Below are 18038 nucleotides of genomic sequence, written 5' to 3'. Positions count from 1 at the left end.
GGCTCACAGTGAAGCAATTCCAGTTGGGAAAATTGTCACACAATCTACGAAACACAGTCGCCCAGATCAGGAATCACCCATTTGATCGAGGTGATACCGTCCAAATACTCAAGATCTTGTTGGTTAATTCCGGAAATGCCGACAGAAGAGAAACCCTCCCTATTGCGCCATGGTGCCCTAAAATCCATCGCCGGTCCAACGTTCGCAATCAATTTTTCACTCATGAACATTCGACGACCCGGACGAGGCCATCTCCAGCCACCAAATCCGATTTCCTCCATTGCCACCAGCACCGCAGGCAGAGTTTCATTGGACACTTGGGAGCACAGTCGAGCACAGTTCGCAGTGTCAGCTGCCACCATTAGCGTCAGATGAACAAGGAACTCTGGGAGGGACTCGGGAATCAGCCGCCATTCACCACGCAATTCGGCTTCGTAAACAGTCTTCAAATCTTTGGCATCGAAAGCCCAGAACCAGTCCCCGGTTGAGTCGGCCATAAACACGGCCTTCCCCTTATCCACCCGGATCTGCTGAGGATCATAAATTCGAACACCCGCTGACAGAAATTTTGTCCAGCGTCCGATGAGGTCATACCAACTTCTGAGCGGATCGGGTAGCCATGCACAGTGAGACCGTTCCTGCTCCTTAGAATCAGGAACGCCATACCATTTGGTCAGGAAGTTAGAGATGTCAATGTCTGCCGGATCAATCATCCCCACATGGTAGCGCAGATGCAACCATACTCGCTTACCATCAGACACAGCGCTCGCACGACGTCCTCTTGGTTCGTCCCGCGAGCGCTGTGTTTCAACCGCGATCTATCAGCGACGTTGCGTGTTGATTTTAACCCAGCCTGAGCGGTGAAGCGGGGAGAGGTTTCTCCCCCATGTAATTAATCCGCACCGCCCACAAAGACTCGATTTTCGATACGACCGGCAGCATTTCGCCATATGATCATCAACTTGGCTCCTTCCGGAAGCATGGCCCGCATGTTGGCCAGACACCCATCCACTCCAGGGCAAGGCCCGTAAGCAGCCCCCTCAGCCTTGTGCAGGTACAAATACCCTTCTTTGGCTCCTGTCTTACGCATCAGTGCTGCCGTCTGATTTTCCAGATGATGGAAATTCTTGTCTGTCGTCCCCGGCGGCGCCTCCCAGTCAGGCCGGAGGTTACGGCCGTCTCCACCCGAAGAAAGATTGGAAGAAACGCCGTTGTCCAATTCCGTGTACCCGGACATACCTCCAGGTTCCCTGAACCGAGAGGCCGCGTTCTTGGCCTTCTCCAGGCCCGCTTCCTGATCCTCTGGACAGGGAAGCGAAATATTGTGGACGAGGACGGGCGTGTCCCCAGCTTCCACGTAGTAGGTATGAAGGGTGCCGATCGTGAGGTCGTAGGTCGTGGTGTGTGCGTGGTACAGGCGCACACCCGTGACCTCGGCGGTGCCGGTCGGGGTCTGGAGGACGTCGCCGGCCTTGAGGTCCTTGGCCTCGACGAAGGCCGACTGGGTCTCGTCGTAGAAGGGGTGGTGGAACGTCGTCGTCAGACGCGCGTCCCGGTTCCCTGCGGTCTCCGCGACCTTGGCGTGGTGAGCCTTGGTCGCGTCGCTGACCGCCGCTACCGTCGCCGTCGTCGGCTGGTCGGCCGTGGCGTGGCCGTGGCCCGCCGACAGCGCGCCCAGCACCGCCGCGGAGGCCGCCAGGCCGAACGCCGCCTTACGCGCCGCCTTCTTGGCGATCTTCCCGGCCAGGGCCTTCGCCCCCGCCTTCAGCGTCGACTTGGCCGTCGCCTCGGAGGCCGTCTGCTTGATGGTCAGGTCCACGAAGTCGTGGTCGGTGTACGTCACGATCACCGCCGTGACCTTGTGCGCCTCCGTGCCCTTCACACCCGGCACCGAGTTGGCGATCGTGTCGCCGAGCTTGACGTGGTCGATGGCCTTCGTCGAACCGTCCGCCATCAGCACCCGGGTCGATCCAGTGAAGCTGTGCGGAATCGGGCAGCTCGCGCCCGACTCCTCCGCCGCCGGCTCATTCGAATGCGACTGCGCATGCGTCCCCGCCGACTCCGCCTCGCCCGCCGAAGCCGCCCCGTCCGTGGCGTCTGCGGCTGCCGACTCCCCCGCTTCCGCGGCCCCCTTGCCGAACAGGCCGCCCACCGCGCTCATCGCCTTGGGGGCCGCCTTCGCCAGGAGTTGGCCACCCAGTTCGCCCAGGGCGCCGCCCACCGCACCGGCCGCCGCGCCCTCGACCGCCGAGCCCGCGAACGCGCCCACACTGCAGTCGCCGCCGCCGTTGTCCGCGCACTTGAAGCCCTGCTCCACGAGGGAACCCGCCGCGCCTGCCAGTGCCGCGCAGCCGACCGTGCCGACTCCCCACGTGGCCGCCTCGCAGCCGGCGAACACCGCCGTGGAGACCACGATCGAGGCGATGGCGGCTTCGTGGTGCTTGACGAACTTCTCGGTCGCCTTCACCGCCTTCACCGTCGCGTGGTAGGCCGTCCGCGCCGTATGGGCGACCGCGTGGGCGGCCTTCCGCACCACATGGGCGACCTTGTGCGCGGCCTTCTCGACCGCGTGCACCACACGGTGCACCGCATGGGAGACCCGGTGGTACGCGGAGTGCACCGCGTGCACCGCGGCCCGAACCACGCGTCTGACGTGCCGGGCCGCGTAGTGGTAGACGCGATGCGTATAGCGCACCGACGCCCGGTACACGTCATGCACGTAGTGCACCACCTTGTGCACCACGTGCTTCACCCTCTTGATCACACGGTGCACCGCGGCCTTCGCCCGGTGGTACACGTGCGTCACCGCGCGCTTGGCCGCGTGGTAGGCGTGCGAGACGTGATGGGCGACCTTCTGAACGCCGCAGACCAGGTCCCACATGGAGCACTGGCCCGACTCGTCCGTCCCCGCCATCGGGTTGTCGTTGACGTAGGCGAACGGGTTCGCCGACACCGAGTTCGGCACCGCGTCGAGCGACACGCTGTCCTTGTTCAGGAACTGGCCCGTGTCCGGGTCGTACCAGCGTGAGGCGGTGCCGACGTCACCGCTGCCCGGTTCGGTCCAGCCGGACTGGAAGCCGAGGTGGCCGGCCGTCGACGTCGACGCGAGGACCTTGCCCAGGGGGCTGTACGTCGTCGAACCGGACAGTGTCGTCGCGCCCGAGGCGAACGTGCCGACCACGTCCGCGTGCTGGTCCGTGAGGGCCAGCGCGCCGGTCCCGCCGGTCGCCTTGATGCCGACCAGGCCGCCCGAGGGATCGTAGGTGTAGCTCGTGTCGCCGTCCGACGCGATCGTGTTGTCCGCGCCCGAGTAGGCGAAGGTGCGCGACGTGCCCTCGGTCGTGTTCGTGTCCGTGATGTTCCGGCCCGTCGCGTCCAGCGTGTACGACTGCGAGCCCGCCACGATCTGGCCGCCGAACGCGTCCGCCTTCAGCGCCACCGTGCCCGACGTGGACGACTGTTGCGTCATCGTCCCGCGCGCCGAGTACGCGTAGGAGTTCACGCCGTCCGACGTCAGCTGGTCGCGTGCGTCGTAGGTGTAGACGTCCGCGCCGTTGCGGATCCGGTTGCCCGACGCGTCGTACGCGTACGACGTGGTCGTGGTGCCGTTGTTCCACGACGTGAGGCGGTTCGCGTAGTCGTAGGTGTACGTGTTGGCCGACGCGCCCGTGACGCCCGTCGTCGTCTTCGACGTCAGGTTGCCGTTCTTGTCGTAGCCGTAGGCGAAGCTCGCCACCGTCGACGCGCCCTGGACCAGGGTGTCGGCGGTCAGCTCGTGCGCGGTGTTGTACGTGAACGACCTGGTCTGGCCCGTCGACCCGTACTTGATCGACGACACCTCGTCCAGGTTGTCGTACGAGTACGTCAGCTGCGTGCCCGTCGCCGCGTCGTTCAGCGACGACAGCCTGCCCGCGGTGTCGTAGCCGTAGCTCGTCGTGCCCGCCGCGTCCGTGCGCGACAGCAGCTGGCTGTCGTCGTTGTAGCCGAAGTTGGAGGAGCCTGCCGAACCCGACGCCGTCAGCAGGTCGCCGCGGTCGTCGTACGTGAACGCGTCGTGCGTGGACGCCTGGTGGTCGGCCGCGCCCGTGGTGCCCGCCTCGGCCGTGTCCGCCGAGAGGACCCGGCCGTCCGAGTCGTAGGTGAAGCTGCGGGTGGCCGTGGCCGCGTCCGCGCCGGAGCCGGACATCGACTTGAGCTGGCCGACGGAGTCGTAGGACATCGACGTCGTCACACCGCCGGGCAGCGTCACGTTCGTCAGCCGGCCGTCGTTGTCGTACGCGTAGGTCGTCGTCGAGTCGGCCGCCGACGTGTACTGCGCCGTCGTCGGCGCGATCACCTTCTCCTGCTGGCCCCACGGTGTGTACGTGTAGCGCCAGGAGTTGCCGCGGCCGTCGGTGAACCGGGTGCGGTTGCCGGCCGCGTCGTAGCCGAACGTCGTCGTGATCGACGTCGTGTCGTCGACCGGCTGTATCTCCTGGGTGACCGTGCCCGCCGCGTCGTAGCTGAAGTGGCTGGTGTGCTGGCGGGCGTCCGTGACCGAGGTGACGTTGCCGACGCCGTCGTAGGTCATCGAGGACTGCGCGAGGACGGTGCCGTTCGCGTCGTACTGCGTGGTCTGCGCCGGGTCGCCGGAGGCGTTGTAGTCCGTCTGGGTGTAGGTGTTGTCCGCGAGGATCGTCTTCTGCTGGTTGCCAGCGAAGTCGTAGGTGTAGCGGGTCGTGTTGCCCGCGCCGTCCGTGACCGAGGTGGTGTCACCGGCCCGGTTGTAGCCGTACGACGTCACGACCCCGGCGGGGGACGTCGCCGAGGACAGGTGTGCCCCGTACGGGTTGCCCGTGGTGACCGCGTAGGAGGAGTGCGTCGTCAGCGTGCGCGTCGACGGGTAGCGCTCCAGGGTGGTCTGGGTGAGCTGGCGGCCGAGGAAGTCGTAGGTCGCCTGCGTCTGGGCGCCGGTGCCGTCCGTCGCGGTCAGCTGGTCGCCGGCCGCGTCGTAGGTGGCGTGCGTCTTCGTGGTGTCCGGCTCGGTGATCTGGGCGAGGTCGCCGATCTGGTCGTACAGGTACGACGTCGTCCTGCCGCCCGGGGTGGTGACCGAGGTCTGGTTGCCCTGGCTGTCGTACGTCCACACCGTGGTGCCCGCGTTCGGCGACGCGGCTCCCGCCGGGGTGTACGACGGCAGGGTCTCGGAGACCTTGTTGCCGTCCGCGTCGTACGCCGTGGTCGTGGTGTTGCCGTCCGGGTCCTGCTCCTCGACCGCCTCGCCGAAGGTGTTGAACCCGGAGGTGGTCGTCGGGCGCTCGGTGTCCGGGGTGGTGCCGTCCTTCTCCACCTGCACGGCCGGGGCGGTGGTCAGCGCGAGATTGCCCGCCTCGTCGTAGGCGTAGTTGGTCGTGTCGGTGTCGGCGTCGGTCATGGACGTCGGCAGGCCGCGCTTGTCGTATGTCCACTTGGTGGTCTGCTGGTCGGAGGAGCCGACCGTGCCGCCCGAACGGCCCTTGCCGTAGAGGGAGGAGATCTCGGAGGCGGACAGCGCGCGCTGGTAGGTCTGGACGTTGCCGGCCGCTCCGTTGACGACGTTCCCGGCGGTGCCGCCGGCGGTCTTCATGCCGCCGATGGTCAGCGGGCCGGTGCCGGTCCACGGTGAGGTGTTGGCGGCGGTGCCGGCGAGGGAGCCGTTGACGTAGAGGCTCATGGTGCCGGTCGACGCGTCGAAGACGCCGACCAGTTGGGTCCAGGTGTCCAGCGCCGGGGCGCTGGAGGCGGAGGCGTTGTAGTACGCCGACGGGGTGCCGGAGGAGTCCTGGCTGGGGGAGATGAGGCGGTAGGCGCCCTGGCTGGACGCGTACTGCAGGTAGAAGGAGGCCCGGTTGGTGCCGCCCTGTGCGACGAAGGTCCGGAAGGTGGACGTGTCGTGCAGCTTCACCCACGCCGAGACGGTGTAGGAGGCGGTGGTGTCCAGGACCGGGCCGTTGGTGGCGATGATGTCGCCGCTGCCGGAGGTGTCGCCGCTGAACTGGGCGGCGTCGTCCGACCAGGTCACGCCGCTGCCGGCGGTGGCGGTGTTGCCGGTGCCGGAGGAGTCGGTGACGGAGCGGCCGGTGGTCTGGTTCAGCTTCCACCAGCCCGCGGGGTGGCCGGAGGCGTCCCCGTACAGCGTCTCGCCGAGGAGGTTGCCCATGTCGTCGTAGGTGCTGGTGACGGTGCGGTCGGCGCCGGTGGAGTCGTGGTCGTTCTGGGTGGCGACCTGGTCGTCCGGCGTGTACGAGACGCTGGTGACGCGGTCCACGCCGGTCGGGTCGACCGTGGTGGAGGTGGTGCGGGAGGCCGCGTCGACCGTGTAGTCGGTGACCGTCTCGCCGTTGTCCGTGGTCTGCGCGACCATGTTGCCGGCCGCGTCGTAGGAGTCCGACTCCAGGACGTAGCTGCCGGTGCCGTCGGCGCTCTTCTTCGTCGCCGTCGAGAGCAGGCCGTCGTCCGTGTAGGTGTACGACGTGGTGCTGCCCATGGCGTCGGTGACGGACGCCAGGCGGCCGGAGGGGTCGTAGGCGCGCGACTCCTCGGTGAGCAGGCTCGCGGTCCCCGGGTTCACCGGGTCGCCCGTGTACATCAGGCCCTTGGTGAGCAGGTTGCCCTCGGCGTCGTAGGTGTAGCGGTTCTCGTCGCCGTTGGACGCGACCTCCTTCGTGCGGTTGCCGGAGGAGTCGTAGGTGTACGTGTCGGTGTTGCCGTTGCTCGCGCCGTCGGCGGCGTTGGCGTCGGACTCCGTCAGGACGTGGTCGTAGGTGTCGTAGGTCCACGCCTGGGTGCGGGACTTGTCGCCGCCGCTGGCGTCGGCGACGGTCTGCGAGGTGACGTTGCCGTCGTCGTCGAAGACCGTGCTGGTGACCGCGGCATGGGTGGCGCCGCTTCGCCGGTCGGTGATCTGCGGGTCGTGCTCCTCGACCACCTCGTCGGCGGCGTCGTACTTGTACGACGTGACCAGACCGCCGGGGTAGGTGTCGGAGACCACGCTCTGGCTGGTGACGCGGCCCAGGCCGTCGTAGTTGTACGAGGTGACCAGGCTGATGGCGTCCGTGGTGGAGGCCACGTCGCCGTCGGCGTAGTAGGCGACCTTGTTGACGGCGCCGCCGGGGCTGGTGGTCTTGACCGGCAGGCCGGCGGGGACCACGCCGCCGTCGGTGGAGGGGTAGGTGCTGGTGCCGTCGCTGTACTCGGTGCCGGTGGTGCGGCCGCTCGGGAAGCCCGGGACGGCGGGACCGGTGATGGCGGTCTGGTCGCCCTTCGAGTCGTACGTGTACGACGTCAGGTAGGTGTTGTCCGTCGCGGACGAGGAGCGGCCGTCCCGCTCGGTCAGCAGCTGGTCGTTGCGCGGGTCCGCGGTGGTCAGCTGGGCCGTGGTGTCGTCGGGGTAGTACGTGTAGTACTCGGTGTTGCACTTGTCGGCGGCCTGGTCCTGGCAGGTCGTCGAGGAGACGATGTTGCCGCGCACGTCGTGGCCGGTGGTGGTCATCGCCCCGTTGGGGTCGGTGACGGTGTGCTCGAAGCCGGCGGTGTCGTAGCCGAAGCGGGTGGTGTTGCCGAGGGCGTCGGTCTCGCTCAGCTCCCGGTCGTCGTGCAGGACGTCGTAGGTGTAGGTGGTGGTGGCGGTGGTCGGGGTGGTGACCTTGACCGTCTTGACCGGGAGCAGGCCGGTGGAGTCCTTGGCGGCCTCGACATGGGCGTCGACGTCGTCCTGGGTGAGGCCGGTGCCGTAGAACGCCACCTCGGCGATGGAGCCGGTGAAGTGGCTGACCTCGCCCGGTGTGTCCAGCCAGCTCTTGGCGAAACCGGCGCCGATGTAGAGGTGCTTGTTGGACTGGTCGTTGGGCGCGCCGGTGTAGTCGGCCTGCTTGATGCCGTCCAGGTACATCGTCTGGGTGGTGCCGCTCACGGTGAGCGCCACATGGTGCCAGGCGTTGTCGGTGACGGTGCCGGTGGAGCCGAACGCCGTGGAGCCCGAGCCGCTGCCGGACCAGAAGTGGCCGTGCAGTTTGCCGTCGCTGCCGACGTACAGCACCGGTGTCCAGGTGCCGGACGCGGAGGTCGCGCCGGCGATGGCGACGGACTGGTCGCCGATCAGGACGCCCTGCGTGGCGGTCTTGAACCACATTTCGACGCTGCGGTCGCTCTTCGCGTGCAGCAGGGACGCGGGCACCTCCACGTACGAGGTGCTGCCGTCGAAGGTGGCGGTGGTGTGGTCGCTGAACGGGCCGCTCGCGCCGAGTGTCACCGCGCTGTACGTGCCGGTGCCGCCGCGCACCTCGTCCAGCGCGCTGGTCGCGCCCGCCGCCTCGCCGAAGCGGTAGTACTGGAGGGGGGCGCCGCCGAGGACCGCGCCGCGGTAGGTGTCGCTGGAGCCGGTGACGGTGGGCGTGCCGAGCTTCCACACGCCGCCGTTCTCGTCGGTGAGCTGGGTGAGCGCGGTGGAGTCGGTGTCGTACGTCATCGCGGCGTAGGTCTTGCCGGACGGCCGCTTGACCGAGTTCAGCAGGCTGGTGCTGTGGGTGCCGTACTTGTACAGGTCGCTGACGTCGGCGGCCATCAGCGGGCGGCTGTACCAGGCGACGTCGGCGATGGAGCCGGTGAAGTAGCTGGCGAGGCCGGCCGAGGACGAGGTGGAGTAGTTCGGCTCGTCGGGCCAGGCGCCGCCGAGGAAGCCGGTGCCGAGGTAGTTGTAGACCTGGTTCTTGCCGAACGCGTCCGCGCTCTTGATGGAGACGGTGCCGGTCCGCGAGCCGATCTTGGTGTTGTCCAGGTACAGGGTCTGCGAGTTGCCGGCCGCGGACAGCACGACGTGGTGCCACTTGCCGTCGGCGACCGAGGCGGAGGTCTGGATCGGGTTCTCGCCGCCGCTGTACCAGAACTCGGCGTTCAGCTTGCCGTCGGTGCCGACGTAGACGGACGGGGTGTAGAAGCCCGCCGCCTGGCCGGAGCTGATGGGCTGTGAGGCGTAGGAGTACAGGACACCGGGGCCGGCCGAGGTCTTGAACCACAGGGATATCGCGCCGGAGTCGGTGTCGTTGCCGAGGTTCTTGGGCAGCGCGATGTCGGAGGTGGTGCCGTTGAAGGTGGCGGCCGTGGCGGAGGAGCCGGTCAGCGGGCCGGCGCCGGAGGTGACGTTCTCGTAGGTGGCGTCGGTGGTGCCCTCGTTGGCGACGACCGCGTCCTTGGCGATGGTGGTGCCGGAAGCCTCCGACAGCGGCCAGTAGGCGTGCGGGTCGAGGTCGAGGGAGGCGGTCTGGTACGGCGATCCGCTGGTGTAGCCGTAGACGGTGCACTTGGTGGTCGACAGCGGCGAGCACACGGTGGTGAGCTGGTCGCCGGTGTAGCCGTAGTTCCACGTCTCCGTGGTGGACGAGTTCCCCGCGGTGACGGGGTCGGTGGTGACGGTGGCGACGTGCGCGGCCGAGGCGCCGCTGGGCGTGGACCAGCCCAGGGCGAGGGAGCGGCCGGAGACGGCGGACTTCATCAGGGTGATGTGACCGCTGGTCCAGGTGAAGGCGACGGACCGGCCGTTGGCGTCGGTGACCGAGTCCAGGCCGTAGGCGCCGGAGCCCAGGCTCTTGGTGAAGGCGTAGACGGTGTCGTCCTTGTCGGTCAGCGTGTAGCCGCCGGCGGTGACCGTCTGGAAGGTGGCGAAGCGTCCGTTGCCGGGGGTGAAGGTGCCGTCGCTGTTCTTGCCGTAGCCCACCTCGGAGCCGTCGGGATAGGTGACGAAGACACTGGAGACCGCGCCGGAGGCGGTGTAGTGCTCGACGGCCCGCGCGTCGAAGATGCTCGACCAGCCCGCGCCGAACGCTCCGGTCGCGCGCGGGTCGCGGGAGTTGTAGTCGCGCTCGACGTCCAGGGAGGGGCCGACGGTGGAGATGGACGCGTCGGTGTCGTTGGTCGTGTAGTTGCGGCTGGTCGCGTCGAAGCCGTGGTCGCTGCTGTTCTGCGACAGTCCGGAGGTGATGACGGTCTGCGGGACCGCCACGGACATCGCGTACGGCGTGGCGGTGGAGTACAGGCCGGTGGTGGAGTCGTACGCCTGCGCGGTCCAGGTGTAGCTCTTGTTCCAGGCCAGCTTGCCCGCGGGCACGGTCCAGTCGCCGGTGGAGACCAGGCCGGAGTCGGCGACCTTGGTGCCGCTGGAGTCGTAGACGCGGAAGAGGTACTGGTTGGCGGAGCCGCTGGTGGAGTTGGCGCCGCCGGCCCAGGCGGTCAGCTCGGGCGTGGTGGTGTACTGCACGGCGTTGTCGGCCGGGAACTGCTCGTAGAGCTGGGGCGCGGTGTTGCCGGTGTAGGTGACCAGGATGTGCGGGCCGTCCGCGGGGTCGTTGAAGGAGCCGAACTGCTTCCAGTGCAGGGTGTCGCTCGTCGAGGCGTACAGCGCGAGGCCGTAGTCGGCGGTGGTGCCGCTGAACCAGCCCTGGATGGCGGACGTGGACAGCGGGACCTGGAGCCAGTCGCCGACGGTGCGGTCGGCGGAGGTGTTGGCGCAGGCGTTGGGCACGCTCGGGGTGAGGTTGCCGATGGAGGAGCCCTTGGCGGGACCCGGGTACGTGGTGACGCCCTCGGGGGTCCACTTCTCGGTGACCAGGGCGACGTCGAACCGCTCGGCGGTGCAGGTGGCGGCCCAGGTGTCGAAGACGTCGAGGTGGGACTCGGTGACGGTGGCGCCGCTGGCGTCCCAGGCGGTGTCCCAGTGGTTGACGAAGCTGATCGCGCTGTGGGTGCCGGAGTCGTAGGAGCCGACCTTGATGGTCTGCTCGTAGGAGCGGTCCTGGGCGGCGTAGCCGGACTCGGCGTAGGTGGTGGTCCAGCCGTCGTCGACGGTGGGGTCGACGGCGACCGGGAAGACGCGCTCGGCGCTGTGCAGCCAGCCCTCGTCCAGGGTGATCTTCAGCGCGTAACCGCTGCCGGTGCGGACGAGTTCGGTGGTGACGTCGTGGGTGGTGGCCGGGTCCCCGGAGCGCGGGTTCACCTTCGAGTCGTAGGCGTACGCCGGAGGGATGCGCTCGACGGTCCGGCCGGCCGGGTCGCGCAGGTCGGTCCAGCCGTTCTGCTGCTGGACGGGCGTGAGGCCCTTGAGGGTGAGGGGGAAGGTCCAGGTGTTGCCGGCGTCGGCGGAGCCGAGGACCACGGACTCCTTGACGCCGGTGGCGGTCGGGGCCAGCGCGAGGTCGGTGTCGGCGAGGACGTCGTGGTACGTGACGGTGGAGCCGTCGGCGGTGCCCTTGACGGAGGCGGCGCCCTTGAGGGCGTAGGCGACGCGGTGGCCCTTGCCGTCGGTGAGGGAGGCGAGGGCGGAGTCGGTGGCGTCGGCGGCGAAGTCGACGCCGAGGGAGTTGGCCTTCTCGTGCCAGCGGCCGTCGGGGCCGGCCCGCAGGTCCACGTCGATGGGCGCCCATCTGCCCTTGCCCACCTGGTAGTTCACCGGGCTGGTGTACATCTCGCGGGTGGTGCTGCCGTCCGCGTTCTGGTACACGGTCTCGGTGCGCGTGGACTCGGTGGCGCTGCGCTTGCTCGTCCTGGCGTTGAAGTGCCCGCCGCCGCTGCGGCCGTGCGCCGGCCGGGCGTTGTGCGCGTGGTAGGCGGACAGCTCGCCGTGGCCCTTGCCCGGTTTCCGGCCCTTGCCGCGGTGGGCGGCGGTGGCCTCGGCGGAGACGTGGTGCTTCCTGCCCGCGGCCGTGCCGGACTGCTGGTGCGGCAGCCTGCCCCAGTGCGGGTCCTCGAACCAGGACGCCAGCGACTTCAGGCTGAGGCTGGGCAGCTCTACGGATCCGAGCACCGCGCCCGCCGCCGCGGCCTGCTGGGTCGTCAGCGTCAGCGCCAGTCCGACCAGAGCGAGGAGCGCGGCCAAGCGGCGTCGGCGCTGGGTGCTGCGGGCGGAGCGGGCACGGCGGAACGGCCGGATGCGCACGGTGATGACTCCAACAGGCGAGGAGCGGCAACAAAAACGCAGTGATCCTGCCTGTCGTGGACACGCCGTGAATAGAAGGGAAGAGAAGCCCTTGAACGATCTTGACCGGTCCTTACCGAACCGGCCCTGACTTATCGCGACTGACGCCTTTTGGGCTTTATTATTTCCTTACTATCTCATCATGGTCGTTACGTGAAGCTGTTATGCACTTGTGGCTGCGTTTTGTGTTTGCCATGCACGGCCGGTGTCTCAACGCGCCTTGAAACGCGACGGCGCCTTGGTCGGGTTGCCGCCCGAGGGGAGTTTCTGCCCCGGGCAGGTGGCGAGGACCTTCTTCATCGCGGTCTTCTCGGCGGCGGTCACCCACAGGCCGTACTTCTTCTTCACGGCCACCTGCGCGGCGACATAGGTGCAGCGGTAGGAGCTGTTGGACGGCAGCCAGGTGGCCGTGTCGCCGTCCCCCTTGCCACGGTTGGCGCTCGCGTCGACGGCCAGGAGGTTCAGCGGGTCGTTGGCCAGGGCTATGCGCTTGCTGGCGTCCCAGTACTTCGCGCCCTTCTGCCAGGCGTCCGAGAGCGCGACGAGGTGGTCTATGTCGACCAGGCTGCGGCCGCGCCGGTAGGTGACCTTCTTGCCGGAGTAGGGGTCCGGGTCCAGCAGACCGTAGGAGACCTTGCAGTCCCCGTCGGTGAACTTCACGTCCTTCAGGTCGCGCTTGAGTATGTCGCTCCGGGTGTCGCAGGAGTTGGAGTCGGTGTCCGCCCAGGCGGAGCCGAACTTGGTCCGGGTGTACCCGGTCTTCGGCGCCCGGCCCTTGACGGTCAGCGAGTCGGCGGCGGTCAGGGCCACTCCCCCGCTTCCGGTGCCCGGGGCGCCCGAAGTCCCCTTGTCCTGCAGGTCCGTACAGCCGGCCACGGCGAAGACCATGACGCCGACGGCGACCGCCCCGCCCCTCAGACGCGCCACATGCGCCCCCTCTTGCTTACCCCGATCCGCCTCCGTACGGGCGGATCTCTCCTGGTCCCACGGTAACCGCCAGACGGTTCGGGCCAGATGGCATCCAATGCGGCCAATACGCACAACTTGCCCTAATCCTCGCCGTGTTGACGCAGCCTTGAAGCCCGATCGATATACCGACGCGCCCGCTCACGCCCCACCGGATCCGAATGCCCCGGCCTACACGGTTCACGCCCGGCAGGGAGGCGAACACGGCCCGGCTCCCGCCCCGCTCCACCCCTCGCCGCTCACCCCGCAGGCGGACTTGACTGCAGGCGTCGCCCGCCATGGGTATGGGGAGCGGCGCGGCCGGTGCCGGCGGCCGGTGCCGCGGGACCGGGCCGCGTCCGCCGGTGTTACTCCCCCCGTCCCCGGGGCGACGCTACGACCCCGGGAGCGACGCTACGACCCCAGGATCGACGCTACGACCCCAGGATCGACGCCAGGAACTCGCCGACCCAGCCCAGCAGTTCCCGCCCGACCAGCGGCTTTCCGCCCACCTTCGCGGTCTTCGGGCGGGGCACCAGCAGCTGGTGGACGGCCGGCTTGATGACGGTCCCCGGGTACAGGCGCTTGACCCGCAGCTCCTGCGACTCGCGCAGCTCCACCGGCGCGAACCGGATGTTGGTGCCCTGGAGGACGATCTCGCCGACCTCGCACGCGCGCGCGAGCATCCGCAGACCGGCGACCAGGAGGAGGTTCTCCACCGGTTCGGGCAGCTTGCCGTAGCGGTCGGTGAGTTCCTCGCGGACCGCCCTGATGTCGTCCTCGGAGTTGGCGGAGGCGATGGAACGGTACGCCTGGAGGCGCAGCCGCTCGCCGGGCGCGTAGTCGTGCGGGACGTGGGCGTCGACGGGCAGCTCGATCTTGACCTCGAGCGGCGGCTCCTCCTCGATCTCGCCGGTCTCCAGCTGCCGCCGGTAGTCGGCCACGGCCTCGCCGACCATGCGGACGTACAGGTCGAAGCCGACGCCGGCGATGTGTCCGGACTGCTCGCCGCCGAGCAGGTTTCCGGCGCCGCGGATCTCCAGGTCCTTCATCGCCACGTACATGCCGGCGCCCATCTCGGTGTGCTGGGCGATGGTGGCGAGGCGTTCGTGCGCGGTCTCGGTGAGCGGCTTCTCCGGCGGGTAGAGGAAGTACGCGTACCCGCGCTCGCGGCCCCGGCCGACGCGGCCGCGCAGCTGGTGCAGCTGGGAGAGGCCGAAGGTGTCGCCGCGTTCGACGATCAGTGTGTTGGCGTTGGAGATGTCGATGCCGGACTCGACGATCGTCGTCGAGACGAGGACGTCGAACTTCTTCTCCCAGAAGTCGACGACGACCTGCTCGAGCGCCGACTCCGACATCTGGCCGTGGGCCGTCGCGATGCGCGCCTCGGGGACGATCTCGCGGAGTCGGGCCGCCGCGCGGTCGATGGACTCCACCCGGTTGTGGATGTAGAAGACCTGGCCCTCGCGCAGCAGTTCGCGGCGGATGGCCGCGCCGATCTGCTTCTCCTCGTACGGCCCGACGAAGGTGAGCACGGGGTGGCGCTCCTCCGGGGGCGTGGTGATCGTGGACATCTCGCGGATGCCGGTGACCGCCATCTCCAGGGTGCGCGGGATCGGGGTGGCGGACATGGTCAGCACGTCGACGTTGGCGCGCAGCTTCTTCAGCTGCTCCTTGTGCTCGACGCCGAAGCGCTGCTCCTCGTCGACGATGACCAGGCCGAGGTCCTTGAACTTGGTCTCCGAGGAGAACAGCCGGTGCGTGCCGATGACGACGTCGACCGCGCCCTCGTGGAGACCCTCCAGGGTCGCCTTCGCCTCGGTGTCGGTCTGGAAGCGGGAGAGCGCCTTCACGCTCACCGGGAACTGCGAGTACCGCTCGGAGAACGTCCCGAAGTGTTGCTGCACCAGCAGGGTCGTGGGCACGAGGACGGCGACCTGCTTGCCGTCCTGGACGGCCTTGAAGGCGGCCCGCACCGCGATCTCCGTCTTGCCGTAGCCGACGTCGCCGCAGATCAGGCGGTCCATGGGGATCGACTTCTCCATGTCCTCCTTGACCTCGGCGATGGTGGTCAGCTGGTCGGGGGTCTCCGCGTACGGGAACGCGTCCTCCAGCTCGCGCTGCCAGGGCGTGTCCCCGCCGAAGGCGTGTCCGGGCGCGGCCATGCGCGCGCTGTAGAGCTTGATCAGGTCGGCGGCGATCTCCTTGACGGCCTTCTTGGCGCGCGCCTTGGTCTTCGTCCAGTCCGCGCCGCCGAGGCGGTGCAGGGTGGGCGCCTCGCCGCCGACGTACTTGGTGATCTGCTCCAGCTGGTCGGTGGGGATGTACAGCCGGTCGCCGGGCTGGCCGCGCTTGGCGGGGGCGTACTCGACGACCAGGTACTCGCGGGTGGCGCCCTGGACGGTGCGCTGCACCATCTCGATGTAGCGGCCGACGCCGTGCTGCTCGTGGACGATGTAGTCGCCCGGCTCCAGGGTGAGCGGGTCGATGGTCTTGCGGCGGCGGGCGGGCATCCGGGCGCCGTCCTTGCCGGCCGCCTTCTGCCCTGACAGGTCGGTCTCGGTGAGGACGGCGAGTCTGAGCGCCGGGTCGACGAAGCCGTAGTCGATCGAGCCGCACGACACGTGCACGACCGAGGCGCTCAGCTCGGCCAGGTCGACGTCCAGGCGGGCCGCGATGCCCTCGCCGCCGAGCACCTCGACCGTGCGGGAGGCGGGGCCGTGGCCCTCGGTCACGAAGACCGTGCGCCAGCCGTCGGCCAGCCAGCCCTTGGTGTCGGCGAGGGCCTTCGCGGTGTCGCCGCGGTAGGTCTCGGGGGCGTGCATGCCGAGCTTGAGGGTGTCGGCGGACAGCTCCTCGTCGGCGGCGAACGGCGACACCGACCACCACATCATGTCCAGCTCGCGTGCGCGGTCGCGGACGTCCGCGATGGACCACAGGGAGGCCGCGCCGACGTCGATGGGCGCCTCGCCGCCGCTCGCGGTGGCCGCCCAGGAGGCCTGGAGGAACTCCTGGCTGGTGGCCACCAGGTCGGCGGCACGCGTGCGTACCCGCTCCGGATCGCAGACGACGGCCATCGCGCCCTTGGGCAGCACGTCGAGCAGCAGTTCCATGTCGTCGACCAGGACCGGGGCGAGGGACTCCATGCCCTCGACCGCGATCCCCTCGGCGATCTTGTTGAGCAGTTCGCCCAGCTCGGGGTGGGCCTCGGCGAGGGCACGCGCGCGTGCGCGGACGTCGTCGGTGAGCAGCAGCTCGCGGCAGGGCGGCGCCCACAGGCCGTGCTCGGCGACCTCCAGGGAGCGCTGGTCGGCGACCTTGAAGTAGCGGATCTCCTCGACGTCGTCGCCCCAGAACTCCACGCGCAGGGGGTGTTCCTCGGTGGGCGGGAAGACGTCCAGGATGCCGCCGCGGACGGCGAACTCGCCGCGCTTCTCGACGAGCTCCACGCGCGCGTAGGCGGCCGCGGCGAGGGCTTCGACGACGTTGTTCAGGTCGGCGCTCTGCCCGGTGCGCAGCGCCACCGGCTCCAGGTCGCCGAGGCCCTTGACCTGCGGCTGGAGCACGGATCGTACGGGCGCGACGACGACGGAGACGGGGCCGGTCTCGGGGTCGTCGGGCCTGGGGTGGGCGAGGCGGCGCAGAACGGCGAGGCGGCGGCCGACGGTGTCGCTGCGCGGGCTGAGCCGCTCGTGCGGGAGCGTCTCCCAGGAGGGGTACTCGACGACGCCCTCCGACGGCAGCAGCGAACGCAGGGCGGCCGCCAGGTCCTCGGCCTCGCGGCCGGTGGCGGTGACCGCGAGCACGGGGCGGCCGGCCTCGCGGGCGAGGGCGGCGACCGCGAGGGGGCGGGACGCCGGGGGGCCGACCAGGTCGACGTGCATGCGGTTGCCGTCCGTGGCCGCCTTGATCGCTTCGGCGAGTGCGGCGTCCTTGACTACGGCGTCGAGCAGACCGTGCAGGCTCATTCAGGGCGGCTTTCGTCCGGGGGTGGGCAACGCGAATGGCCCGGCGCGGGCTGCGGCCGGGGGGTCTCCAGCGTACGACGACGCCGACGCGACCGCCGGGGCTGTGGACAACCTCCGGCGCGAACACCTCACGTCACATATGCCGCGCGTATGCCACGCCCGCGGTGCGGCGCGGGCGGCACCGTCAGCCGTCGAAGCGCCGCCGGGCCGTCTCGATGTGGGCGAGGTGGCGCTGGGTCCACTCGCACATCCCGTCGACCGTCGCCCGCAGTCCGTGACCGGCCTCGGTGAGGGTGTAGTCGACCCGGGGCGGCACGGTGGGGTGGACGGTCCGCCCGACCAGGCCGTTGCGCTCCAGCATCCGCAGGTTCTGGGTGAGCATCTTGTGGCTGATGCCCTCCACCTCGCCGCGCAGCTCGCTGAAGCGCCGGGTGCCGTCGCCGAGCGCCTCGATGATCAGCAGCGCCCACTTGTTGGCGACGTCCGAGAAGATCTCCCGTGCGAGCGAGTCCGCGCGCCTGAGGTCCGCGTCCTCGGGCAGGCCGTCGAGCTGCTTGGTCACCATCTGGTTCCCCAGTCACCGAAAAGTGCGTTCTTCCACGTCAGCGCTCACTCTCCTACGGTTTCCGAGTAACCACAAGAGAGCACGGAGGCGGTACGGCATGTCCATCACCCTGGTGAACCCGAGCGGATTGCCCACGGTTGACGTCTACCGGCAGGTGGCGGTCGCGTCCGGGTCGCGGCTGGTCTTCGTCGCCGGGCAGGTCGCCTGGGACGCCGACGGGGCCACGGTCGGCGCGGGCGACCTCGCCGCCCAGGTCGAGCGGTGCTACGTCAACGTCGGCACCGCCCTGGCGGGGGCCGGCGCCTCCTTCGACGACGTGGCGAAGCTGACCCTCTACGTCGTCGACTGGACCCCGGACAAGATGCCCGCCCTTCTGGAGGGCATCTCGCGGGCGGCCACGGCGCTGGGCGTCACCCCGGTCCCGCCGGCCACCCTGATCGGCGTCGCGGCACTGGACGTACCCGAGCATCTGGTCGAGGTCGAGGCGACCGCCGTACTCGACTGAACCGAGCGGCACAGACGCGTCCGGCGCCGAGAAGCCCCCGTGGCTCCTCGGCGCCGGACGTCCCCCGCAACC

General features: G+C 69.1%; 6 protein-coding genes. 1 reads left to right on the top strand and 5 read right to left on the bottom strand.

Annotated elements, in window-relative coordinates:
- Positions 1 to 44: 44 nt before the first annotated feature.
- The 5 genes from AB0D85_RS18040 to AB0D85_RS18020 all read right to left on the bottom strand — a co-directional run bounded on the left by AB0D85_RS18040 (position 45) and on the right by AB0D85_RS18020 (position 17461).
- Positions 45 to 713 (bottom strand): hypothetical protein, encoded by a 669-nt coding sequence (locus AB0D85_RS18040; protein ID WP_362320887.1) that lies wholly within the window; start codon positions 711 to 713, stop codon positions 45 to 47.
- A gap of 179 nt (positions 714 to 892) precedes the next feature.
- Positions 893 to 11944 carry a LamG-like jellyroll fold domain-containing protein gene (locus AB0D85_RS18035; RefSeq protein WP_362320883.1) on the bottom strand — a complete coding sequence of 3684 codons (11052 nt, stop codon included), beginning with the start codon at positions 11942 to 11944 and terminating at the stop codon, positions 893 to 895.
- A 249-nt stretch (positions 11945 to 12193) separates the two neighbouring features.
- Entirely contained in the window at positions 12194 to 12910 is a 717-nt protein-coding gene (locus AB0D85_RS18030; protein WP_362320881.1) for an HNH endonuclease family protein, read from the bottom strand.
- A gap of 452 nt (positions 12911 to 13362) precedes the next feature.
- Entirely contained in the window at positions 13363 to 16896 is a 3534-nt protein-coding gene (mfd, locus tag AB0D85_RS18025) for a transcription-repair coupling factor (protein ID WP_362320878.1), read from the bottom strand.
- A 184-nt stretch (positions 16897 to 17080) separates the two neighbouring features.
- A complete protein-coding gene (locus AB0D85_RS18020) occupies positions 17081 to 17461 on the bottom strand; it encodes a helix-turn-helix domain-containing protein (protein ID WP_362320875.1) in 381 nt (126 codons plus the stop codon).
- Positions 17462 to 17558: 97 nt separating this feature from the next.
- On the opposite strand from AB0D85_RS18020, the gene AB0D85_RS18015 reads away from it, so the two are divergent.
- On the top strand, positions 17559 to 17966 hold the full coding sequence (locus AB0D85_RS18015; protein ID WP_362320872.1) for a RidA family protein: 408 nt from the start codon (positions 17559 to 17561) through the stop codon (positions 17964 to 17966).
- Positions 17967 to 18038 lie beyond the last annotated feature (72 nt).

Origin of the sequence: Streptomyces sp. NPDC048277, assembly GCF_040652235.1 — a bacterium.
Classification (GTDB): domain Bacteria; phylum Actinomycetota; class Actinomycetes; order Streptomycetales; family Streptomycetaceae; genus Streptomyces.
This window is presented reverse-complemented; position numbering and strand designations above follow the sequence as displayed.

Bases quoted from the DNA above. Each gene is read 5' to 3' on its own strand.
- AB0D85_RS18015 (WP_362320872.1), top strand. From the start codon at position 17,559: ATGTCCATCACCCTGGTGAACCCGAGCGGATTGCCCACGGTTGACGTC.
- AB0D85_RS18020 (WP_362320875.1), bottom strand. From the start codon at position 17,461: ATGGTGACCAAGCAGCTCGACGGCCTGCCCGAGGACGCGGACCTCAGG.
- AB0D85_RS18040 (WP_362320887.1), bottom strand. From the start codon at position 713: ATGATTGATCCGGCAGACATTGACATCTCTAACTTCCTGACCAAATGG.
- mfd (WP_362320878.1), bottom strand. From the start codon at position 16,896: ATGAGCCTGCACGGTCTGCTCGACGCCGTAGTCAAGGACGCCGCACTC.